The organism is Paraburkholderia caribensis, assembly GCF_002902945.1.
Lineage (GTDB): Bacteria > Pseudomonadota > Gammaproteobacteria > Burkholderiales > Burkholderiaceae > Paraburkholderia > Paraburkholderia caribensis.
The window spans coordinates 13,157-35,447 of sequence record NZ_CP026103.1 but is presented as its reverse complement, the minus strand read 5'-3'; the positions used below and the strand labels follow the sequence as shown (position 1 = coordinate 35,447).

Here is a 22,291-nt window from a genome sequence, read left to right as displayed (position 1 = left end):
ACGAATTCGTCAGAGCCCGCCAACCTTCATTTCGTCAATGAGCCACGAGCCCGTGGTGATTCCCCCACGCGCTAGCCTATCGCCACCAATCGCGCGCAACCCTCTGAACATGTCGAAGAGGTTCGACGCGAGAGTCACCCCGGAGACAGCAAACTGAATCTCGCCGCCCTCAACCCAGAATCCCCTTGCAGCACGCGAGAGATCGCCGTTCAGTCGGTTCACGCCGCCACCGACTAAATCGGTAACAAATAGGCCACGGCCAAGCTTTGAGAGCATCGAACGCAGGTCGTCCGCTGTACTCGAGCGCTCGCTCCGAACCTCGAGGTTATGCGGCCCATAGCCGCTGCCGGTCGGCTCCATCTTGAGACGCCTCGCAGCGTAAAGTCCCAAAAAGTAGCCCCGGAGCACGCCTCTGTCGATGACAGCACGCCGAGAGACGGAAATGCCATCGCCGTCGAAACATCGACTGGACATCCCGCGCTTCACGAAGGGGTCCTCGATTACGGAAATATCTTCAGGGAAGAGAGAGGTGCCTACACGGTCCTTCAAGAAGGAGCCTGTCCGATACAACGCATCGCCCGAAGCCGCTGCGACAAACTCTCGCAAAAGACCCATTGCGGCCATCGGCTCGAAAAGCACTGGGCATGTTTGCGTCGGAACCGAACGTGAATTCAGTGCGCCAAGCGCTCTCGAAGCGGCCGTCTTGCCGATTTCATCCGGGCTCGGCAGGCTTTCGTAGACTCTAGCGGCATCGCTCCAAAAACCAATCTGCCGCTCACGCTCCCCTGCTGCTACTGCAGTCGCTGAAATGGCGTTCATCGACCAGGGCGTACTTCCCATAAAGCCTCGCGACGTTGCAAGTAGCGAGACTCCGTGCGCCACATGGACACTAGCTCCGTTGGTTGCAGCAATCGCCTTGTCGACCGCATAGGCTGCCGCTTCCGCTCTGCGTGCCGACTCCACCATGTCATCCAGTGCGACATCCGCTGGATGACACAGGTCGAGGTCATGGATATCCGAAGCCAGGTGCTTTTCGTCAGCAGGTCCAGCCGCCTCGTCGCGCGCAGTGACAGCCGCGATGCTCAACGCAGCAACTATGGCAGCGTCCAGTCCGCTACGCGAAAGGTCCGACGTCGCCGTGGAGGCTCTTCGACCGTCGCGGAAAACCGTAATCGTCACCTCCGAAACCAGCTGAAACTTTCGCTCTGCGGGCACGCCGTTGCGCACCGTAACGGAACGACTCTCAGTCCGGGAGATTTCTACTTTCGCATCTTCCGCGCCATTTGCCTTGGTCAGTTCGAGCGCCTGGGCGGCGATGTCTCCTACCTCGGCGTCCGGTGCGGTCGTCTCGACTGCGCTTGTCTGCATCTCATTACTCCGTTTCTTACCTTCAACTGAGTCAATCAACTTTGCTTCCAGATGGGTGCGCGAATTTATTCCGGCTGCACATTCTTTCTCACCCGGTAGATTAGAGTGACCAACTCTTCATGCGAGTCAACCTTACAACTAGTCACGGCTCGTGGTGGCTCGACGAACCAAAAGGATGGGCTCTATTCCGACGAATTCGGCAATGTTGAGTGAAGTTCTTTTGCCAAAAATCGCATCAAATCCAGCGATTCCAGAAATTCGTTTTAACGTACGCGACTAAAATCAGAGTGCAATTCCAAGCGACACGGATATCGAAAACGTTTTACTTGTGGAAAAGCCGTCGTCGACTTTCACGGTTATGACACGGCTTATAGGAATCCAAAATTAACGTACCACCAGTGCATCTTCGAAAAGCCGAACACGCACCAGACTTCGGCCCCGAGGGAATTGTTTTCCCTACGTCTTGTCAGAGGCCGCCTCTGTAGCCCCCGTGACTAAAATAGAACGCAATCCGTTTTGCTTACCGGCTCTCGCTCGTGAGCTCGACCATCATCTCGCCAACCAGCTTGCCATACGTACGCGTGGCTTCCTCGCCAGCAAAATAGAACGAACGAAAGCGGGAGATGATCTGCGGCTCGATCTCTGCGATGCGTTCTAACATCTGTTCTCCGTACGGCGGCTTCTCGCCCGCTTGCTTCGCTGCTGCTCCAATCTGGTTTGCGAGAGTGGCCATGGTGGATTCGTCATCCGCGCTCCAACTATTCAGATGTTGCAGCTCATTACGTCGCAGGGACGCCACGCGGAAAACGAAGTTGGCCACTGCGTGCGAGTCAGAGTCGGGCCTGCACGCAATGGACGAAAGCACAGTTCCGATAGCACGTCGACGCCATCTTGAAGTTGCGGAGCCTTGCTCGTCACATGCTTCCCTCGCCGCCCTCCACTCCGCTTCAGTCGGCGCTTTCCCTTGGACGTTCGCAAGATGCAGGTAAACAAGGCGGTCGCGAAGAGACTGGAGCGCCGGGTCTCCGGCAATGTAATCTTCAAGCGTCTTCTCTTTGAGCACGCGTACCACGAGGCTGCTCGAAACAGGCTGCAGATTGGCGCCAACGGGCACACTATCGAGCCACTTTGCAACAAACCCCGCGGCTTCAAGGTGCGTGCCGCGATATGTAGAAAGCATTTCCGCAGTCACCGCGACTTCGTCAGGAATTCCGAGTTTTGTTACGCACTTTTCCATGTCTGCCTCGCCCACGGCAACTTGTAGCGGACCGATAAGCGGGTCGTCCCACATGGCCTCCTGGGGCTTCTCCGCCTTTGCGGATATATGCGCTCGCAGGTTGGCCAAAACTGCCTCCTTGAACGAGACATTACCGCCAAAGGCACTGAATGTTGTGGGAGTTTGCGCGGAGATATTGCTTTCGATGCCAAGCTGGGCGTCGACGAAACGAGCGAGCTGTGTCGCCGACTTTGGGCCGACAGAACGCGCAACTTCGCGACCTTCCTTGAAAAGAATCAATGTCGGAATTCCTCGCACCGAGAATTTGTTTTGCACCGAAGCGTTCTCATCCACGTTAACCTTCATAAAATCCACTTTGCCTGCATACTCGCGACTGACTTTCTCGAGAGTTGGCATGAGGGATTTACATGGACCGCACCACTCGGCCCAAAAGTCGAGAAGAACAGGAAGCTTGTTAGAAATAATGTCTTCTTCAAAGCTGACTTCCGTGACACTCTTCAGGTTGCTCATTGGATTCCTTTGTCTGTTAGGTGTTAGCAATATTTGTCGAAAACGTATTCGCGTTGCTTACTCCGCGCCCTAGCAAGGCATTTTTTCGAGACCTCGCCTGTCTTCAAATGGGAGATGCGGAGCCTTCCCGTTCTGGTCCGGCTCACTGGGTTCCGAAGTGGAACCGCTGCTGAAGTCGATGGCCATCTCGTGCAGCTCGGCGAGTTCCCGCCGATGGGCTACACTAAGAATTGTTGCGTCTGGCAAACTGGATAGAAGGAGCGTATATAGCTCCCTTTCGCTCTGCGAATCCAGCGCCGACGTGCATTCATCAAGAAACAGAACATTCGGTTTAGCCAACAATACTCGCGCAAACGCAATACGTTGCTGCTCTCCCCCCGAGAACCGTCCGTCCCATCTGTCGACGACATTCAGCGAATCTACGTACGCGGAAAGGCCGCAGGCACGAAGAACCTCGACGCACTCTTCGTCCCGGAAGGCGCTTTCGTCTTCGGGATACGTAACGACTGCCTTCAAAGTACCCGACGGCATATAGCTGCGCTGCGGCACAAAAAACATGCCACTCGACGGAATCGTAATCGTCCCCTGACCATGAGGCCAGAGACCTGCCAATGCCCGAAGCAGCGTGCTCTTCCCGGAACCGGAGCGGCCACGAACAATGCAACGCGAACCTGGTGAAACTGTGAAGTCGGGAACACGTGCCAGTTCCAGTCCGTCAGCGTTTGTCAGCAGAAGGCCGCACCCGCTAACAATGTGCCTCTCGCCACGCTCCACAACGAACCCTACGTTCTCCGTGACAACTTCCACTGCCAGGAACTCGCGAAGCCGGTTTGCCTCAGCGCGCCACGAAGCGAAACCGAGGTAAACCTGCGGAAAGAATGATAGAGCGCCCGTCAACGAGCCAAACGCACTGTTGGACTGCATCAAACCGCCGAGGGTGAGGTTCCCGCCCATCAAGCGGGGAAGCACCAATAGCGTGGGAACAATAGAGCCAAGGTGCCCGACCGTATTGGTGAAGAAAGCGACTCTGGTCGTAATCCAGAGGGTCGAAAACAGGTTGGAGATAACCTTGTTGAGTGAATTCGAAAGATTCTGGCGCTCCGTTTGTTCGCCACGAAGAAATGCAATCTGTTCAGCAAATTCGCGCACACGGACCATCCTCACCCGGAAATCACCCTCCAGACGATTCTGTTTTGCATTCAACGTAATTGCGCGTCGCCCCAGGAGATGGGTGAAGAGAAAAATGGTCCCTTGATAGACCACAGCAGCAAAGACGAGATAACCAGCAATCGTATAGGTCGAACCTCCGAGGGTTACCTTCATCCCGCCACCAATATTCCAGAGCACAATCGCGAACGTGATTATCCTGACAGGGACGTCGAGAACGCCCATAGTCAGAAGCAGCGAGTCGTGCACGAAAAGCCTTACATCGTCGGCCACACGCTGGTCTATGTTCTCGAGCGCACCATCGCGCTCGATACGATAATAAAGTCGCCGCTCAAGCCACTTTTCCGTCATCCAGTTCGTGAGCCACTTGCGCCACCGAAATTCGACAACCGACTGGAGTGCTACAGCGAGCATCATCTGGGCAGCGTTCAACACGGCCACGACGATGAAGGATGTCAAAAGTGCGGGCAGCAAAACAAACTTTTGCGCGCCGATAGCGTCGTAGAAGGTCCCGGTCCAGCGATTTAGCCAAAGAGATACATACGTCCCCACCCAACCGCCGACGAGAACGCACGCCAACATCGCGAGTGACTGTAGACCCTGCTTTGTTTTCCAGTACGGAAGAATGAGGAGCCAAACGGATGGAAAACGCCGGCGAGCCTCCTTATCCTCGGCGCGGTCTTTCGGGAACGCGCGATTGGCGCTCACTTCTCCACCTTCGGAGGTTGCATAACGAAATTGAGCTTGTTGAGGCCCCCGCCCTGGAGTGCGGCCATCACAGTGGCGACCCTGCCGTACGGCACGTTCTCATCGGCATCGACGTTCACCGCGGGCGGGTCAGGCTGCTTTGCCGCCGATGCGATACGCTGCTTCAACGCATCGTCATCAACTGGTTCTTTGTCCCACAGGACCGACTTGTCTGCCGTAATCGAAATGTCGATGTCATGCGCCTTCGACTCCGCAGGCTGCGCCGCCGCGGTCGGAAGCTGAACCTTCACCGCTTTGTTGATGACCGGAAGCGTGACGATAAAAATGATGAGCAGCACCAGCATGACGTCAATCAGCGGCGTCATGTTGATATCGTTCATGACCCCTTCGTCATTGCCGCTATCGAGCAGGATTGACATGGCTAACCCCGACTTACGCTGCGACGTTGACGTTCTGCGCCTTGGCGGCACTCGTGCCCGACAGTGCACGCTGCATTTCGTTACGCGCCTTCGCGCCCGTGACGAAATAAACGTGCAGTTCGTGCATGAAGCGGTGCAAGCGTTGGCGAACACGGGTGTTGCCGCGATTCACATAGTTGAATCCAAGGACGGCCGGAATGGCAACGAAAAGGCCGAACGCGGTCATAACCAGCGATTCGCCGACCGGGCCTGCGACGTGGTCGAGACTTGCCTCGCCAGAGAGACCAATTGCCATTAGTGCGTGGTAAATGCCCCACACGGTACCAAACAGCCCGACGAACGGTGCCGTACTGCCGATTGACCCCAGGACTGCAAGACCGTTTTGCAGACGCGCGGCCTCCTCATCGAATGCGTTTCGCAAGCCGCGCGCGACCCACTCTCCAGAACCCAGGCTCCCTTGCATCACCGAGTGACTCGCTCCCTGCTGTTCGTTTGCTTCGCGACCGGCGACGACGAGCGCCCGGTAGGGGTTGTCGGCAGACGTTCCAAGCGCGTCCAGACCTTCATTCAGGTTTTGCGTCGCCCAGAACCTGGTTTGCACACGCTTGCCAATCGCCTCGAGACGGCGATTGCCGATGGCCTTCGTCAGAAGCACTGCCCACGACGCGACGGACATTGCGAGCAACGCGACGAAGATGAATCGCGTGACGATGTCACCCGTCTGCCATACGTTTGCGATACCGTACTGTTCCATTTGCCACTCCGATTTTTCGAGTTCAGTTATTCAAATTAAACGCAACAGGCTGCGTCGCCTGAACTGCTTGCGCGACTCCTGCGGTCGTGTAGGGCCGGCAACGTCCGGCCCGAATCGACGCGAGGGCGGCGGCGTCCAGTGAATCAAAACCACTGCTTCGTGCAACGCGGGCTGCCGTCACTTGCCCATCGGTGCCAATCGTCAGTTTGATGACGACCGTTCCTTCCTGTTGAAGACGTTTTGCCTTTGAGGGGTACTCCGGGGCCGGGATCTGACAACCCAATTGCTTGAGTTCCCCTTCGTTAATCTCCTTCGGCTTGTCCAGGAGGTTTGGGCCCGGAGCGGTAACCGTCGGAGCGACTGGTGCAGCAGGCGTCGCGGGTTCCGCTTGTTGTTGCACCGGCGGCGCATTTTTTTCGACCTTCGGCATGTTGTGCGGAGCCGCGTCAACAGTACGGGGGCTAGGAGCCGTTGAAGAAAGGACCGACGCCTTCTTAGGCTTCACCACCACAGGCTTGACCACCGGCTTTGGTTGCGGCTTCGGTTCGGGTGGCTTGACAGGTTGCGGTGTCGGGGCGGCGACTAGCGTCACCTGCACCGTGCCCGCCGGCTTCCCCTCAGAAGTGAGAATCACGGAGGTATGGTGAATTGCGAAATACAGTCCAATCCCGTGAGCCACCACGACGGCCGCAGTGACCAAACTGCTGCGTATCTTCCGGGACCGCACGTTCGCCCCCTGCTCTCGTGTGGAGTCCTTGTCGTTCGGCCAAGACTGCAGATTGATTGATTCAGTTGTCATACGCACTGCCCGGCAAGATGGTCGGCTATTTCCCCAATACACTGAGGCTCGTACGCCTAAACGGCGGGGAACAGGTCGAAGATTTTTGAAGCTCGTGATCGCTGAATCAACACTGGAGCAATCAATTTTCCGACGAACCCGCGCAGGAACTGTTGTTCAGTGTATCCATCCGTTCTGGAATGTTTTTTTGAAACAATTCTCTCCGCACACGATTGTTGGAATCTGTTTCTAATACCGTCGGCGTGAACGGGCATACCATTCCTCACGACCATCAAGCGAGGGTTTACCATGGCGTGTGTGTCGTCCATTCCAGCGTCTCCTTTCGGGATGAGCCGACGGTTTCCCGCTCCCTTGTTAACGTTGTGCAACGAGCAGAGAAAAGTGACACCGCTGGAACGCTAATATTTGCGCGGGCACCTGCACGGGGTGCCTGCGCATCCAATTACGGACTGCCTTTCGCCAGACCCGCGCACGGCATCAGAAAACTTGAGCTCGCGTTGAGGGTTGCATCGCGGAAGAAGTTCGATTCATGAAGCGCATGCCTGCGCACGGAAATGCTTCGCCCGTGCCAGTCTTTACCTTCATTCGGTAGCCACCGCCGCCGAGCGCTCAGCCTCCGGAGGTGGAGTCCCGGACGCTACCGCCTAAATGAATCGGACTTCCATGGCCATTTCCTTCACGCTGAAAGCACACTCTGCCAACTCGACTGGTCACACCAAGACCGGACTGCCTCATATCCAGAATAATCAAGCAGCAAACCCAGGCGACGCCGCGCTTGAGGTCGACCGTGCAACAAAGAGCCTGATTACGCAACTGTCGAACGGTGGGGACATACGTGTGAATGCGGACAGACCGTCATGCGGGGCGCGATGCATCGTAGGTGGTTCGCACAGCAGTGCAGACACTGCGTGACGCTAGCTTCCGCCTGACAATAACGTCAGCAGCAAGCGATGCGAGACCTCGTATGCTCAAGCACCTGGTTGCCGCCGTCGCAGACAAAGACGCGTGCCACGTGACGGCTAAACTGGCGACCGCGCTTGATAACGGCATCAACCTTGCGCGTGACTTCGGCTCTCAGTATAGAAATATCCGTACACCAGTTTTTTCGACTAGCGCCTCAGAACAACGCAGCCGCGAAAATATCGCAGACGCTCTTCACCGTACCTGAGCGACGCTATACACGAAGCAGAACTGCAGCCCAGTGTGGGGTGAAGGCGCACTCGCTTGTAGAAAGCGACTATGTACTGGTTGATATCGCGCCGAGCCTCATCGTGGTTGGAGTACTGACGCTGCCACGCGCGCTCCATTTTGAGGTTCAGGAAGGGTCTCTCCATCACAGCATGGCCCCAGCAATTAGCTCTGCGCCGTGCGAATGCAGGTGAGCGGTAGGCTTAACACACTCTACGCATATTTACAGGATTTCCATACATAGCACCAAAGATGACGGCGGCGGCTCTTCTAAACGTGAAAAACGTTCCGTAGTTTCGGAAGTGGCACTCGCGTCTTCAGGCAGAGAGACTCGCATACAACTGCGGTCGATGGATAGTCGACGTCTTGAAGGTTCAATTAGACCAGACACCGTACACGCAAAAAAATCGCTCCTTGTCGTGTGTTCGGACAAGGAGCGAGAAACCCTCTGGCATACGGACTAGAGCTTCGACATCGCCGCTTCAGCCGGCAGCCAACGGGCTCACGCTTGATTCATGAACGTAAGCGTGGCGATGACCACATCAGAAGTCGAATGTGCTGGTCAGCAGAACAGTGCGCGTTGTCCCCATTGGAATGAAGGTAGACGTAGTGCTGCTGTAGTACAGGTTGCGATTGAACAGATTCTTGACAGCAAGGTTCAGACCGAAATTTTTGTGACGATAGAAGATTGAGGCGTCAGTCTCGAGTTGACTTCCTATAGGGTATTTGCTGTTCGTACCCACTTCCTGTGAACTTGCGAAGGTAAATCCGAGACCGACTCCGAGGCCCTGAAGTGCCGCAGTCTGGAAGTTGTAGGTCGTCCAGAGATTCGCAGAATGTTTCGGCAGATTGACAGCGAGCGTCGGGCTATACGGCCTTACGTAATCGTCGTACGTATATTGGCCGATAAGATTCAGCCCAGGGAGAATCTGGCCTTGCACTTCCAGTTCGAAGCCGCGACTGACCGCGCCGCCGGCAGCAATATAGAACCCCCGATGGATGGGGTCCGAGATATTCTGGTTCGTGTAGGAAATTCGATAGGCTGCAACCGTGACGGACAGCTTGTCATCCAGGAAGTTTCCCTTTAGACCAACTTCCTCCTGTTTGCTTCTCTGCGGCGGCAGCGTCCCTCCCCCGAAGGTCGTCGCAGCCGAAGGCTGGAAGCCCGCCTGATAGTTCGCGTACGCGGATACATCCTCGGTCAACTGGTAAAGCAGTCCGAGGTTAGGCGTCCACGCGCTTTGGTGTTCCCCTTTTGGACTGTCCGTCAGTTCACCAGCGGAGGTGATGGTCTCATTTACGCCGCCTTGCCAATATTGATTGTTCCGGATGGAGCCCAGCACGTGCAGGCGTTGCCAGTTGGCTTGTTCCTGAAGGAAAAACCCGGACTGGCTTTGCATTTCACGAATCGCATAACTCAGGCCGCTTCCGTTGCTGGTAAGTTGCGGAAACGTCGGCGGATTGAAGATATTTTTCACAGAAACGATTTTCCCGCCGTCGTTCCATTCAAACTCGTTGAAATGCCCGGTCGTGTAGTCCCAGCCAAATAAGGTCGTCGTTTTCACCGCACCGAAATCATATTTCGCACGGAGATAATTTTCGAACGTCCAGTTGTACGTCTCTGACGTTGTATCGAAAGACATAAAAGGTGCGCCGTTCGTCGCTGATAGCGCCGTCACCGGCTGCCAACCACGTTGTAGCTCCTGCGTTTCCGTATAGTTCGCCTTGCTCACAAATGTGAAGTGCGAGCCAAGTTTTTGCTCGAACTTGTAGAAGAAGTCATCCTGACGCATCGAGAAGCCGTCACTGGGGTTTCCCAGTGGATGGTCAATTCGGGTACTGAGTATCCCGCCAGAACTCTTACCTATCGCGTACTGCGGCATCGGGTTATATGACACAGTGCGGTCATATCCGACGGTAATATCGGTGGTGCTATCTTTCCACTCGAGCGTCGGCGCAAAATAGAAGTTGGTAGGACCATCATAGCCCATCGAATTTTGACCACCACCCTGATCCGATAGGACAAAGCGGTACATCAGCTTTTTGTCTGGAGTGATGGCGCCGGTGCTGTCGAACGAACCCGTGAGATTGCCGTACTTGCCATAGCTAAATTGTACTTCGTGAAACGGGTCGGCTTGGGGCGCCTTCTTCGTGATGTTAATCACGCCTCCGGCCGGTGCATCGCCAGCCAGGATTGCCGCGGGCCCTTTCAGGACTTCCACGCTCGAAATAGCAATGGTCGGGGTGAGGTTTGCTGCTGAACCCAGGCCACCCGCCTGTGAAGTAGGCATGCCATCGGTCAGCACTGCAGCATTCTGAAAGCCGCGCACCGCGTAACTCGGCAGTCCGAGCCCGCTCGGATAGGTAGTGACACCGGCCACATTTTTGAGAACATCGGTCAGCGTCTGTGCGTTTTGACTCGAAATTACCGCGGCGTTCACCGACGAAACGGAGGTGGGAGTCTGACTGAGCGGGGTATCCGTACGCGTGAATGTACTGGACGACTCCGTTACAAAGCCAGTGCCGCCCGAGTCGCGCTGCGCGGCTACGCTGATGAGCGGCAACGTCGTATCGACGCTAGCTGCGACTGCCGCCGCTGGAGCCGACGCACCTGACGCCGGCGCAGCGGCTGTCGCGGCAGTTACCGTTCCGCCAACGTTCGCACTCGCCGCTGCATTTTCTTTGGTGATGGTGAGGGTTCCGGTCGGCGTACTTTCAAGCTTGAGCCCCGTGCCGGAAAGCGCGTGACGAATAGCTTCTTCCGGGGTATACGTACCGTCCACCGGAGCCGATTTGAGCGATTGGACGAGGGAAGCGTCATAGCTCAGTCGGACCTTGGAGGACTGTGCAATTTCTACCAACGTCCGGTCCAGCGGACCGCTCGCGATGTGGTAGGTGTGCTCTACGCCAGTCTGCGCGCACGCAACAGCACTGAAGAAGACCTGGGCAACTGCCATCGCGATGGCGATGCCTGAGACATTACTTTTAATACTGCGCACGCCAAGCTTGTTCTTCACGATTTCCTTCCCCAATGTGAGGGACTTCCCTTATTGATTAGTTATCCTATTTACAACACGACTGTCGCTGTCCCGATTCCTCATCCCTGAGGCGTTCCCACAATTCTCGCTACCCCAACCGCCGCCATCTCGCCAACGAGGCGTTTCCAGCCTACCTAAGCACCGACATCAACCGTTTCACCGACAGAGAAAAGTCTAACAACCCGTTCTGAAACGTTTTTTCGAAACAATTCGCCGCCTCTTCGAATTCTGAAATCGATTTCCACCGCGGCACCCCGGCGAGGAATCCTGTCCCCACAGCGTGATTGTCGTGACGAGATTCGCTCATGAGACATAGTTCAGCGGAAGGATGGTCGTGTGCTTGATTGTTTCCATGGAAAAGCTCGAACTCACGTCGAAAATGTCCACTTCGCTAATCAAGCGTTTGTAGACGCCGTCGTACGCGGCAATATCAGGAACGACGACCTTCAACATGTAGTCGATATGCCCACTCATGCGGTATACCTCCACCACTTCTGGAATATCGGCGACCACTTCACAGAACCGCTTGAGCCATTTGGCCGTATGCTCGGCAGTCTTGATTTCCACTAGTACCGTAACGCCGAGGTTGAGCTTCTCCGCGTTGAGCAACACGGCACGGCGTGCAATGACACCGTCTTGCTCAAGCTTTTGAATCCGGCGCCAGCACGGGGTCGTTGACAGATTCACACGGTCTGCAATGTCAGCCACAGAGAGCGTGCTGTCCTGTTGTAGGACCGATAGGATTGCCTTGTCGATGTGGTCAATCACGTTTCCTCCGTTCGTCGCACACTGGCTTCGGGAGAGAAAATCGCCTCCCCTTATCTGCGTTGTGCATCCAGCGAAGAAAAGTGACACCGGTCGGCAAGTTTTTTTTGCCGGTGGAAGATGCGGTCAGTCGCGCATCGCCTCAGGTGGCGATTGCAAGGGCCTTCCCGTAGAAGCTCAGACTAAGCCCTAGTCCTTCAGCGAGTTGCCTTAGGGAGGCTTCGATGTCGTCGAGCGGAAAGACGCCACTGACTCGTCGGCTCAATGCAGCACTGGGAAAACGGACATAGCCCTTGAAGTACCGTCCGAGCGTTTCCACGACATCGGGAACCGCGCGGTCAAGAACGACCAAGGTGCCTGTTGTCCACGCGAAAATGTCCGACGACGTCTCTGGCATCCGCTGAATTCGATGCGAGGAAAGCGACCACGCCGTTCCGTCGATGGCCTTCACACGCCCTCCATTGCGGTCAGTAAGGATAGCGTCCCCGCCTTGCACGGCCACAACCGTATGCGTTCGCAGGGCATCCACGCTCAGCTTGGCGGTACTGGTCTGGACCATGCCGTCGCGCGTCCTGACGGCTATCAGGCTACTGGTCTCAGTGCGAGCCCCGGTAGCAATCTGTCCAGAGGCGACGAAAATGTCGCCCTGTGGGCCCTTGGCCGGCACGTAGACACGTGTGGACGCACCCAACGTAAGCCGCACGCCGTCGTCGAGCGCCACGTTTTCCGGAGCCGCATCGCCGTTGTGTAAGTCCGCATCAAGTGCAAAAGCTTTAATCAGTTCTTTCGTGCCGACACCCGCGAGCACACCAGTGGCTACGCCTGCGCCAATCTTCAGCAGTCGCCGCCGCGTGTGCGATGGTTCATCTACGGCTCGCCGAACCGCGGCACTTGAGGCACCCTCGAGTGCAGAAAACTTTTTAAGCCGGGCTTGGAGCTTCGCCCAAGCGGCATCGTGGGACGGGTCTGCAAGCCGCCAGTTCTCGAATCTGGCACGCTCATCAGATGAAACGTCGCCGGCACGCAAGGCCACCTCCCACTCGATTGCCTCTTGGATGGCGACATCATGCGTAGGAACGTCATCGGACGCAGTTAACTTATCAGGTAGCATCGTGTGAGCGCTTGGGCGATGTATTTGCGGACCATACTGGACGATACGCCCAGAATCGAGGCTATCTCTGCGTAGGTCAATCCATCCACCTGACTATATATGAAGGCGCTTTTTGCTTTGGGCGATAGTCCATCAAGCGCCCGGTCGATGAGCGCGAGTGCCTGGGAAATCTCTGAGATGGATTCGGCGGACGGCGCAACGGGCTCATCACTGTGTGCCAGCGACTCCAAGTACGCTCGTTCGAGGTCCCGTCGCCGCCACAACTCGTAAGTCAGCCGTTGAGCGATGACCGTCAGAAGTGCGCGCGGCTCGCGGACAGAGGCAAGGTCTTCAACCCCCGCAAGCTCGACAAACGAGGATGAAGCGAGGTCTTCAGCATCAGCGGCCGAACCGAGGCGACGATGCAGCTTCGATTTCAACCATCCGTAGCTTGACCGAAATTCATTTGCGAGCCATGCCGCGCGCGAACGAGCAGGTTCTTCGCCCATAACTAGCTTCGCCGCCGGTCGTATTAGATCTGAAACCTTGCTCATCTGGCACCGTGTACGAGTCCGCGGCGCCTGCGGCATTCCGGCGCTTCGCGTCCGCAGAACGTTCTATCTGAAAAGCGCCCTAGCCTTAGTATGCCATTTCAATATTCCGATGTCGTCGTGCAATTTGCAACCAACGCGCCACTTACTGGAGTCAATTCAGGACTTTACTCGCGCCGTAGTACCGAAACAACAATTTTTCCGTTGGTGTTCGCCAGGGACTGTTCGCACCAGGTGGCGCTTAGGGAATTGACCTAAACGGTCATCGTTCCGCGCAACTTGACAGTCACACCGCCGCTTCATCGAGGTCGACTGGCGCGGCACTCCTCTGTGCCACATGGTCCACCTGTGCTTTTGCGTGAACAAGATGCGTCCGCACGCTCTACTCAAAAAGAACGGCATCGAGCGTCAAAACGAAGCGCCGCTCTGCGAAGGGATGATGTATTGCACCCTTCTCGCGATCGGATCTTTCAGATAGCTAAGTGCTCGGCTCCGTTCCAGGTCAACTGACCATCTTTTAAGTTTATTCTAAGTATCCACACTTAGACTGCGATGCAATATCGACGTGAACATGAGTGAAGACATGGCGCGTAATAAACAATCTAATGAACTTGACGGGTTGAAGCTTCGTGGATGCCGAATTTCATTGGAAATTCGCCATCCCTTTGGCCATGCGTACCGGATCGTCGAGTGGCTGGATCGTACAGGCTGCGTCGTTCGACAAGCAGTCGGCCCTCACACGACGGCGACGGCCGTGATAGCGTTGATTCAGTCTGCGCCGTCTGGATCCCGACACCGGCTACGCGATGATGGGCCGGAGCCCCCAGCAAGTTTGCGCCGTCGTGGCAAGCCATCGCTATCGACGTGACAAGCAAACCAGCGTCTGATTTCACACGGGCGAGTGCCCGAGTTTGAATACGCTGACCGCCTGCCGAAGCGATGTCGCCTGATGCGCCATCGCCTGCGCAGCAGCCGACGCCTGCTCAACCAGCGCGGCATTTTGCTGCGTCACCGAGTCCATCTGTCCCACCGCCACGTTCACCTGCTCGATGCCCGTTCCCTGTTCGTCCGACGCCGACGCGATTTCCCCCATGATGTCCGTCAATTGCCTCACCGACTGAACGATGTCGGACATGGTCGCACCCGCTCTCTCCACCTGCTCTGAGCCCTTTGCCACGCTTTCCACTGAACTGGTGATGAGTTCCTTGACCTCCTTGGCCGCGCTGGCACTGCGCTGGGCTAGCGTGCGCACTTCGCCTGCCACAACTGCAAAGCCACGGCCCTGTTCGCCCGCCCTGGCTGCCTCGACCGCGGCGTTCAGCGCAAGGATATTGGTCTGGAAAGCAATGCCTTCGATCACGGTGATGATGTCGGCCACCTTGCCCGAACTGGCCGATATTGCGCGCATGGAATCGACCACCTCATTCACCGCTTCGCCACCACGCGTCGCCACCTCGCATGCCTTTCCGGCAAGGGCGTTTGCCTGCTTCGCGTTTTCGGCGTTCTGACGTACGGTGGATGTCAACTCCTCCATGCTAGCTGCGGTTTCCTGCAGCGACGCCGCCTGTTCTTCCGTGCGCTGCGACAAGTCCAGGTTGCCTTGCGCGATCTCGCCCGCCGAGTTCGTAATGGTTTCTGCCGTGGAATGGATATCCGAAACGATACCGCGCAGCTGCTGCCGCATTGATTCGACCGACGCCATCACGCTCGCCCGGTCATTCGGCGCAAGCGTAACGCGCGCATCCAGATCACCTTCCGCAACCCGTTGCACTGCTTTGGCAGCCTCAGCCGGCTCACCCCCCAACGCGCGCATGATACCCCGGGTGATGAAGACACCGAGCACGATGGAAATGACAACTGTAAGCGAGCCCGAGACGGCGAGCGCCAGCTTTGTCGACACCGTCATGCTGCTGACTTCGCCCGAACGCTGATCAAGCAAAGACTGTTCGGCGTTGCTCAGTTCTGCCGAAATGGCACGATAGCGGTCCATGAACTGCTTGTCGTTGCCCTGCTTAAAGTAGTCGATCAGACGGTCGAGAGGCTGCCTGCCGGCGTCGACATCCCGCCGCATCGCGATCAGCTTCTCGTCGATGTCTGCGACCTTCTGATGCATGTCGCGCAACGTTTCGAGGCGCTGCTGCTGCGCAGCGTTGTCTGCGGTCAGGCTGCGGGCGACGTCGAACGAGTTCGCGAACTGCTTACGGCCGGCAGCATAGGGTTCGAGGAACCGCTCTTCGCCTGACACAACGAAGCCACGCACACCGGTTTCCATGTTCACCAGGTTCGTCAACATGTCGTCGTTGGCTCGCAGCACCTGATAGCTGTGAACATTCCATCCGTTTGCCTGATTAAGCTTTAGAAAATTAACTAACGATATCGCACTGCCGACTAACGATATGAGTACGACGAGGCCAAATGCCAAGCCGAGTTTTTTACTGACAGTCATGGATTTCATGCTTCGCTTTCGCCAAGTGGGGGGATATTACGTATGTCGGCACGCATCCAGTTCCCTTAAAGTTTTCTGCTCACGCCTGTCTTCAACGGTTCCCGCGAACGTTTGAACTTCCGGAAAAGGCTGCTCCCGGAGAATTCAATCAAGAACAAATTTCTTTCGCAAACGATAAGAAAAGTTAATCGTATTTTTTTCGGTTTCCTGAAAAAGCTAGCCGATATACGTTGCGAAAGCACGCAGAAAACATTTACTTTCAGTACATTTTAAATCTCGACATTCTTCATCGGTTTCGTGAAACCGATCTGTGCTGGCATACGCGCAGCGCCATTAAGACGCGGCTGCCCCTTCCAACTCCTCGTCGAGTTTGCGATTCTTCATGGGCTTGCACTTTCGATAACATGCGATCGCGGGCAAGAGACATAAGCGATGAACGAAAGGGCGCAACCTGCGAAAGATGTTCGCGCTTCCCTGACCCGTGCCGTTCGCACCGTTAAATTTGGTGTAGGTAGCAGTGGCGTTTCGGAACGGCTGGAGTAAGCACTATCGAACACGCGCGTGCGCGGAAACCAGATCGGTACATCATCGTCGATGCCGTCCTGCATGCACCGCACGCGGTCGGCGATCTGCAGAAGATGCCTATAGACGATGCTGAAGAAATAGGTGTCTGGGAACTCGGCAGTCGTCGGCGTCGCTGAATAGCGCGCCAATTCAGGAACCTAATCGACGATCGAACTCACCACGGCGAACTGAGCCGGCGCAGGTTTTTTGGCAGCGACGGAGGACGTTGCCATCGCGAGTCGACTCTGCAGAGAGTGGAGGGTGAGACAAGGACTCTCGGAATCTACTCTGGCGCTCGATGCGCATCGTTCGACTCACAAGGCCTTTGCACTACTGGATGATCCTGGCGTGTACGAGCCTATCAAAGGCGAACTGCATACCTTGTGGCGTCGGTTCAGAAAGCGCTCGACCGGAACATCACCGCAGATAACGGCCTGAATCTAAGCGCTAAGACATAGCAGCGGTGCAACGGTCGCAATGTCATGGTTACGACCGCCGCTCCACGCCACGATTGCCACTCAGATACCTGCGAGGCCTTGCAGGCTTATCTTTGACTGGGTGTTTGCCGGTTGCTCTCCAAGCTTCGCAAGTGAACCATTGCCGCCAATCGAGTACGCGACAATCTTGTCGTCGCCCGCATAGTCCTGGTACAGGAACTTCCCGTCGGGGCTTATCCAGGAGTCGTTTGCGAATGCAGACGTCTGGCCCGCTACCGGTGTCTCCGTCGCCGCGACGGCATTCACGAGGCTCAGCTTGCCGGTGCCGTCAAGCGCGAACAGTGAAACAGCCCCACTGCCATTTCCCACATAAGCGAAGTGATTATCGGGTGTGAGAGAAATCCAGCACGGTGCCTGCTGCCCCGTAACTGTCACTGGTCCGCTAAGGACACTGAAAGCGCCAGCAGACGAGAAAGAGTATGAACTCGCTGTGCCACCTGCAGCTTCCGTCACCGCAAAGACAGACGACAACGGGCCCGACGCGAAGCGACCGCCAAACGGACCAACACCTGCCGAAGCGCTCGACACTGGCATTCCGAGGGAACCATCGCTGTTGATCGGGTACGCAAGGAGCATGTTAAGCGGCGTCACCGGAGATACAGACTTAAGAAAGCCATTCACGACGACAAATTTTCCGTCGGGGCTGATCGCGACCTGTGTCGGAAGCGCATCCTGATTCGCGACCACATACTGCGCAATCTGCGTCAACTTCCCGTCTTGTCCCACGCGATATGCGCCTAGCTCCTGCGCGCCCTGCTGATGGGTAACATAGAGCACGCCATTTGAAAATGCCAGCGAAGTTGGGCGTACACCACCTGTCGGCGATACAGCCTGCACCGTGAGGTCACCGGTCGCACCAATCGCGAACGTGGTGACGGAATTGTCGCCCGCATTCGCTACAAATAAGCGCGACTTGTCGGGCGACACAATGACGCTGTTGTTACTGGTCAATGCATCAGGAGCAGTAATGTTGCCCATGAAGTAATTGACGCCGTTTGTGCCCTTGCCGCCCGTCAGCACACTACCCTTTGCGACCAGGGTTCCGTCCTGATTTCGGGTGAAGTGGACCACGGCGTTGTTTGTATCATTTGTCTGTGCGAAGAGTTGCGCAACAGTCGTAGTGGGTTTGCTGTTATCCGATCCGCCACATGCCGCGAGGAAGACAGACATAGTTGCCGCCGCTGCCAGCCTGAGTTTCATTCTTCACCTATTTCTGGAGTTAGATGTTCGTCACCGGGGGAGTCGCCGTCTTTCGACAACCGACAAACACCTACTTCGTTCGCCAGAGGTGATTGGTTACACTCGAACAAAGAATGATCAATCATGCTCGCCGTATGCGGAGGTTCTCACGATAACGGCAACTGCGTCATTGTGAGCCTGGATGGATCCCGCCTTTTCGTTGCGAACGCAGGCAACAATTCCGTCAGCGTGTTTTCCATCGATCGCAACGGCGGCAACCCAACACCCCTCGCGACATCGACAACGGGGGTGTTCTGCCAACGTCACTCGCGTTTGCAAACGGCGTGCTGTACATGACTAATCAGCACGGTTCGCAGCAGCTCGACGCCTATCGAGTCGGTTCGGACGGTAAGCTGACGGAGATCGGCCAGCACAGGACAATTCAGCCAAGCGTGCTCCCGACGCAGGTTGCACTGTCTCCCGACGGCAAGTATGTCGTTGTTGATGTACGAAGTCTCGCGACCGGCGGAACCGTTGCACCCTTCCGGACGTTTGATCGAAAATCGTCAAAGGGATCTCGGTCTGTAACCTTTTATCTTCTGGGTGCGAATTAACCGGCAGGCCCTCCGCGTCGCCTGTCTGATGCGGAGTTGCCTTGCCACCTGCGCGCATCGCACGATAAGTACATGCATCCCTGAGGATTCGTCTCCTGCCTCGCAGAGACGCATGAGGCCAGATTGAAAACAGACACGCTAATCTCCCTACTGGTATCAGATCTGGACCCGGTGGACCAGGTGGTCCCCTGGAGCCGCTTCTGGCCGTCGATAGCGTATGCAGTTGGCGCATCCTGTATCTTCATGGTGCTGCTCTACGGTCTTCATCCTGATCTTGAAGAGATGCTCTTTGCTCCCGTCTTCTGGGCGAAGTTAGCACTTCCCGTATCTCTCGCCGGCATCGTGGCGATGGTCACGATGCGCCTCTCCTATCCGGGCGTCCCGATTGGTGTTCCAGCCGTCTGCTGGATGCTCCCCATCCTGTGCGTCGCTTGCTGGGGAGCCTATCTGCTGGTGAACACGTCGACAGGCGAGCGCGCTTCGCTCATTCTCGGCCGCACATGGCGCACGTGCTCACTGAACATAACGCTCCTTTCCATCCCGGCCTTTATCGCAATCACCCGAACCCTGCGGAGCCTCGCGCCAACACGATTGAGAGTTGCCGGCGCTGCGGCAGGGCTATTATCAGGTGCGCTCGGCGCAACGGTCTACTGCGCTCATTGCCCGGAAATGAGTCCCGTTTTCTGGGCGACCTGGTACGTGCCAGGCATGTGCGTTCCTGCAGTAGCAGGCGCATTGCTCGGACCTCGCTTGCTCCGATGGTAACTCGGCAATTTCGACAACACTTCAACCGTTCAATGATGATCTCTCGACTCGCCAACTACTTCCTCGGAAAAAATGAGGTGGCGCCGCCTTCTGACTACCGTCTCCTGACGAGTCTGTTATCGCTCGCGTGGGTCGTAGAGGCGCGCGACCCTTACACGGGTGGTCATCTATGGAGGGTCTCGAGATTTGCGAATATGCTGGCGCGCAAGGCAGGACTTTCCGATAAGGACGCGTGGGTCGTATCCATCGGTGGGTTCCTTCACGATCTGGGCAAAATTGCAGTCCCCGATGCGGTATTGAAGAAAGCCGACAGGCTTACGGATGAGGAGTTCGCCGCAATCAAGACACATCCAGACGTCGGCCGGACGCTGCTCGCGCAGCACCCTCTGGGCGCGGTTGTTCTCGACGCCGTGTATTCGCATCATGAGCGTCCCGATAGCAAGGGCTACCCTCAGGGCCTTTCCGGCAGCGCCATCCCTCGAGCTTCGGCGATCATCGGTATCTGCGACGCGTTCGACGCGATGACGAGCAATCGCCCGTATCGCAAAGGGATGCCCGTTGAGCAAGCGCTATCGATTATCGCCAAGAATCTTGGCACGCAGTTCGACCGGGAATTTGGCGAAGCATTCCTGCAACTGGGCAGGGCTGAAAATCTTTACCACATTGTCGAACATAGCGACGAAGGCATTCCGCTTCAGCGTTGTTTTGGATGTGGCCCGACCATGGTGGTCAAACGAGAAACCACTGTCGGCGCATCTATTTTCTGCCCCGTCTGTCACGGTGGCTACACCTTCACCGGACTTCTGGCTGTGCCCGAGCCGTCGGGCGAGCTGGCGAACGCTGCGGATATCCAGGCACATCCGGACGAAGAGCTGATCGCACGAATCGTCGGCAAGGCGTGGGATACGTACCTCGCGCCCCTGGCGCGGTAGCAAAGCCGTGGCTTCAGACCTGTAAGCCCAGCAATGCGTGCACGGGGCGCAGTAATCCTGTGAGAAGCGCACGCTCGGGCCGGGCGCGTGCAAGCACCCGTATTCCGAGCAACGTACTCAAAAGAATGCGCGCAAGGTCATCAGCGGACTGGTCGTCGGAGATATGGCCGCTGCGCTGACCTGCGGATACGCAACGTCGAAAAAAATCTTCAACCTCTACGAGGACACCAGCGATCGTTTCCTGGAACTCGGGATCGTGAGGCGCGACCTCAAGCGCTGAGTTAATCAGGAGGCACCCCTTTCGGTCTTCGTCAGAAATCGAGCGATCGACGATTTCGTCAAAAAACGCGACGATTGCATCTCGCGGCGGCAGTTGCTCAAAGCGCGATACCCGGTCGCCGAAGCTCTTTGCAACGTAATGTGCCAGTGCCTTTCGGAACAGGGAGCGCTTGTCTCCGAATGCGTTGTATAGGCTGGCGCCCGTCATTCCCATGCTCTGTGCAAGGTCTCGCACCGACGTCGCTTCGTAACCGTAAAGCCAGAACTGGTGGACGGCCGCGTCTAGCACCGCTGTTTCGTCAAACTCCCTCGGTCGAGCCATAGATTCCTCTTTCCATTAACCGATGCTACCGGGGCGTGATGTTGCATGCAATTTTCCGTTCGGCTATTCTAAAGCAATCGTTCTAAAACTACCCAATGTGAATCGATTTTCTGCGCTGTCGTGCGCCGCGCCCGTATCCCGGGTGGATCAACGCATCGCAGCGGGGAATGCCACAGCCTGTTTTCATGCTCATCCCTCGCTTCCTAGGTGGCAGCGAATCTGCTTTCGACTGGGCGTGTAATCGCACTCACGTTCATCCAACGACCCGTCTCACATAGAACATCAGAGCTATGGAAATACAGCAAAAGCGCGTCTTGATAACTGGGGGTTCGAGCGGAATCGGACTTGCACTGGCGCACTCGCTCGGCTCGGCTGGAGCCCGCATCGTAATCACCGGCAGACGGGCCGCCGTTCTCGATGACGCGGTGAAACAGCTGGCTGCAGCTGGCATCGCGGCGAGCGCAGTCGTCGCGGATGCGTCAACAGATTCCGGCCGTGCGGCAACGTTGAATGGCGCTCTTGACGCGCTCGGAGGCCTGGACGTTTTGGTCAATAACGCCGGCGGCGTACGGGCAGGACGGCTGGAAGACACGACGGAAGCGGAAATCCGCGCGATGATCGACGTCGACCTGCTGGCTCCGATTCTGTTGACCCAGGCTGCCTTGTCGAAGCTGCGCGAGAGCGGTGAAGGGCTCGTGATCAATGTTGCATCCGGCATCGCGCTGATCGGTATGCCCTTTTACACAACTTATGCGGCAGTAAAGGCTGGGCTCTCCCAGTTCGGCGAGGCGTTGCGCCGCGAACTCGTGGATGAAGGTGTACATGTCATGACCGTGTATCCAGGGGCAACCGATACACCGATGATGCAGACGTCGAAAGCTGGCCCAGACCTGGGATTTGTGCGCGAACCGGCGTCAGCGGTGGCCGAGGCAATCCTGGATGGCATCCGTACCAACGCTTTCGAGGTCATCCGGGGCGGCCAGGCACGAGCAGAGATGATTGCCCGCAACAGAGAAGAGCCAGCAGCCCTGGACCGGCGGTTCGCCGGTCTCAAATCGCAACTCGCGGAGGCGGTTCGCGATCATTCGGCGCTGTGAAG

At 56.6% G+C, this 22,291-nt stretch carries 18 protein-coding genes and 2 pseudogenes; 5 read left to right on the top strand and 15 right to left on the bottom strand.

The window, feature by feature from the left end; all coding sequences use genetic code 11:
* Positions 1–9 precede the first annotated feature (9 nt).
* From C2L66_RS29630 to C2L66_RS40880, 7 genes and pseudogenes are all read right to left on the bottom strand, one after another.
* The gene (locus tag C2L66_RS29630) at positions 10–1,407 is read right to left on the bottom strand and encodes a TldD/PmbA family protein (protein WP_233445076.1); all 1,398 of its coding nucleotides are present in this window, start codon (positions 1,405–1,407) and stop codon (positions 10–12) included.
* 1,387 nt (positions 1,408–2,794) lie between these two features.
* Positions 2,795–3,115 (bottom strand): annotated as a pseudogene (gene trxA / locus C2L66_RS41870) (thioredoxin); the annotation flags it as partial.
* Between the two features lie 69 nt (positions 3,116–3,184).
* Positions 3,185–4,990 (bottom strand): ABC transporter ATP-binding protein/permease, encoded by a 1,806-nt coding sequence (locus tag C2L66_RS29620; RefSeq protein WP_060609601.1) that lies wholly within the window; start codon positions 4,988–4,990, stop codon positions 3,185–3,187.
* Complete coding sequence (locus C2L66_RS29615; RefSeq protein ID WP_054931403.1) at positions 4,987–5,409, bottom strand: ExbD/TolR family protein; 423 nt, start codon at positions 5,407–5,409, stop codon at positions 4,987–4,989. The genes C2L66_RS29620 and C2L66_RS29615 overlap by 4 nt, the downstream gene beginning before the upstream one ends.
* A gap of 13 nt (positions 5,410–5,422) precedes the next feature.
* The gene (locus tag C2L66_RS29610) at positions 5,423–6,163 is read right to left on the bottom strand and encodes a MotA/TolQ/ExbB proton channel family protein (protein ID WP_054931456.1); all 741 of its coding nucleotides are present in this window, start codon (positions 6,161–6,163) and stop codon (positions 5,423–5,425) included.
* 22 nt (positions 6,164–6,185) lie between these two features.
* Positions 6,186–6,962, bottom strand: a complete 777-nt coding sequence (locus tag C2L66_RS29605; protein ID WP_060609598.1) for an energy transducer TonB — start codon at positions 6,960–6,962, stop codon at positions 6,186–6,188.
* A gap of 56 nt (positions 6,963–7,018) precedes the next feature.
* Positions 7,019–7,270, bottom strand: a complete 252-nt coding sequence (locus tag C2L66_RS40880) for a hypothetical protein (protein ID WP_148654652.1) — start codon at positions 7,268–7,270, stop codon at positions 7,019–7,021.
* A 656-nt stretch (positions 7,271–7,926) separates the two neighbouring features.
* Here C2L66_RS40880 and C2L66_RS40875 point away from each other — a divergent pair.
* Complete coding sequence (locus C2L66_RS40875; protein ID WP_146174416.1) at positions 7,927–8,130, top strand: hypothetical protein; 204 nt, start codon at positions 7,927–7,929, stop codon at positions 8,128–8,130.
* Here the strand turns inward: C2L66_RS40875 and C2L66_RS41865 are convergent.
* The 5 genes and pseudogenes from C2L66_RS41865 to C2L66_RS29580 form a co-directional block, all read right to left on the bottom strand.
* Positions 8,072–8,326, bottom strand: a pseudogene (locus C2L66_RS41865) (hypothetical protein); the annotation flags it as partial. The gene C2L66_RS40875 and the pseudogene C2L66_RS41865 sit on opposite strands and share 59 nt — an antisense overlap.
* 366 nt (positions 8,327–8,692) lie before the next feature.
* The gene (locus C2L66_RS29595; protein WP_060610654.1) at positions 8,693–11,167 is read right to left on the bottom strand and encodes a TonB-dependent siderophore receptor; all 2,475 of its coding nucleotides are present in this window, start codon (positions 11,165–11,167) and stop codon (positions 8,693–8,695) included.
* Between the two features lie 324 nt (positions 11,168–11,491).
* Positions 11,492–11,956, bottom strand: coding sequence for an Lrp/AsnC family transcriptional regulator (locus C2L66_RS29590; RefSeq protein WP_054931400.1), 465 nt, complete (start codon positions 11,954–11,956; stop codon positions 11,492–11,494).
* Between the two features lie 139 nt (positions 11,957–12,095).
* The gene (locus C2L66_RS29585) at positions 12,096–13,064 is read right to left on the bottom strand and encodes a DUF4880 domain-containing protein (RefSeq protein WP_060609594.1); all 969 of its coding nucleotides are present in this window, start codon (positions 13,062–13,064) and stop codon (positions 12,096–12,098) included.
* The gene (locus C2L66_RS29580; protein ID WP_082433849.1) at positions 13,046–13,597 is read right to left on the bottom strand and encodes a sigma-70 family RNA polymerase sigma factor; all 552 of its coding nucleotides are present in this window, start codon (positions 13,595–13,597) and stop codon (positions 13,046–13,048) included. The genes C2L66_RS29585 and C2L66_RS29580 overlap by 19 nt, the downstream gene beginning before the upstream one ends.
* A gap of 568 nt (positions 13,598–14,165) precedes the next feature.
* Here C2L66_RS29580 and C2L66_RS42420 point away from each other — a divergent pair.
* The gene (locus tag C2L66_RS42420) at positions 14,166–14,462 is read left to right on the top strand and encodes a DUF2866 domain-containing protein (protein WP_107202511.1); all 297 of its coding nucleotides are present in this window, start codon (positions 14,166–14,168) and stop codon (positions 14,460–14,462) included.
* A gap of 21 nt (positions 14,463–14,483) precedes the next feature.
* Here C2L66_RS42420 and C2L66_RS29575 read toward each other — a convergent pair whose 3' ends face one another.
* Together C2L66_RS29575 and C2L66_RS29570 are read right to left on the bottom strand one after the other, a co-directional pair.
* Positions 14,484–16,049, bottom strand: a complete 1,566-nt coding sequence (locus C2L66_RS29575; protein ID WP_060609591.1) for a methyl-accepting chemotaxis protein — start codon at positions 16,047–16,049, stop codon at positions 14,484–14,486.
* Between the two features lie 1,073 nt (positions 16,050–17,122).
* Positions 17,123–18,301: a lactonase family protein gene (locus C2L66_RS29570; RefSeq protein WP_060609588.1), complete on the bottom strand. Its 1,179-nt coding sequence runs from the start codon at positions 18,299–18,301 to the stop codon at positions 17,123–17,125.
* Between the two features lie 716 nt (positions 18,302–19,017).
* On the opposite strand from C2L66_RS29570, the gene C2L66_RS29565 reads away from it, so the two are divergent.
* Positions 19,018–19,659, top strand: a complete 642-nt coding sequence (locus tag C2L66_RS29565; RefSeq protein ID WP_060609585.1) for a DUF1109 domain-containing protein — start codon at positions 19,018–19,020, stop codon at positions 19,657–19,659.
* A complete protein-coding gene (locus C2L66_RS29560) occupies positions 19,653–20,591 on the top strand; it encodes an HD-GYP domain-containing protein (RefSeq protein ID WP_322789563.1) in 939 nt (312 codons plus the stop codon). The genes C2L66_RS29565 and C2L66_RS29560 overlap by 7 nt, the downstream gene beginning before the upstream one ends.
* A gap of 13 nt (positions 20,592–20,604) precedes the next feature.
* Here the strand turns inward: C2L66_RS29560 and C2L66_RS29555 are convergent, their stop codons facing one another.
* Positions 20,605–21,192, bottom strand: coding sequence for a TetR/AcrR family transcriptional regulator (locus C2L66_RS29555; RefSeq protein WP_060609582.1), 588 nt, complete (start codon positions 21,190–21,192; stop codon positions 20,605–20,607).
* A gap of 290 nt (positions 21,193–21,482) precedes the next feature.
* On the opposite strand from C2L66_RS29555, the gene C2L66_RS29550 reads away from it, so the two are divergent.
* Positions 21,483–22,289, top strand: coding sequence for an SDR family NAD(P)-dependent oxidoreductase (locus C2L66_RS29550; RefSeq protein ID WP_060609579.1), 807 nt, complete (start codon positions 21,483–21,485; stop codon positions 22,287–22,289).
* Positions 22,290–22,291 lie beyond the last annotated feature (2 nt).

Bases quoted from the DNA above. Each gene is read 5' to 3' on its own strand.
- C2L66_RS29615 (WP_054931403.1), bottom strand. From the start codon at position 5,409: ATGTCAATCCTGCTCGATAGCGGCAATGACGAAGGGGTCATGAACGAT.
- C2L66_RS29610 (WP_054931456.1), bottom strand. From the start codon at position 6,163: ATGGAACAGTACGGTATCGCAAACGTATGGCAGACGGGTGACATCGTC.
- C2L66_RS29605 (WP_060609598.1), bottom strand. From the start codon at position 6,962: ATGACAACTGAATCAATCAATCTGCAGTCTTGGCCGAACGACAAGGAC.
- C2L66_RS40880 (WP_148654652.1), bottom strand. From the start codon at position 7,270: ATGGACGACACACACGCCATGGTAAACCCTCGCTTGATGGTCGTGAGG.
- C2L66_RS40875 (WP_146174416.1), top strand. From the start codon at position 7,927: ATGCTCAAGCACCTGGTTGCCGCCGTCGCAGACAAAGACGCGTGCCAC.
- C2L66_RS29585 (WP_060609594.1), bottom strand. From the start codon at position 13,064: ATGCTACCTGATAAGTTAACTGCGTCCGATGACGTTCCTACGCATGAT.
- C2L66_RS29580 (WP_082433849.1), bottom strand. From the start codon at position 13,597: ATGAGCAAGGTTTCAGATCTAATACGACCGGCGGCGAAGCTAGTTATG.
- C2L66_RS42420 (WP_107202511.1), top strand. From the start codon at position 14,166: ATGAGTGAAGACATGGCGCGTAATAAACAATCTAATGAACTTGACGGG.
- C2L66_RS29575 (WP_060609591.1), bottom strand. From the start codon at position 16,049: ATGAAATCCATGACTGTCAGTAAAAAACTCGGCTTGGCATTTGGCCTC.
- C2L66_RS29570 (WP_060609588.1), bottom strand. From the start codon at position 18,301: ATGAAACTCAGGCTGGCAGCGGCGGCAACTATGTCTGTCTTCCTCGCG.
- C2L66_RS29560 (WP_322789563.1), top strand. From the start codon at position 19,653: ATGGTAACTCGGCAATTTCGACAACACTTCAACCGTTCAATGATGATC.
- C2L66_RS29555 (WP_060609582.1), bottom strand. From the start codon at position 21,192: ATGGCTCGACCGAGGGAGTTTGACGAAACAGCGGTGCTAGACGCGGCC.
- C2L66_RS29550 (WP_060609579.1), top strand. From the start codon at position 21,483: ATGGAAATACAGCAAAAGCGCGTCTTGATAACTGGGGGTTCGAGCGGA.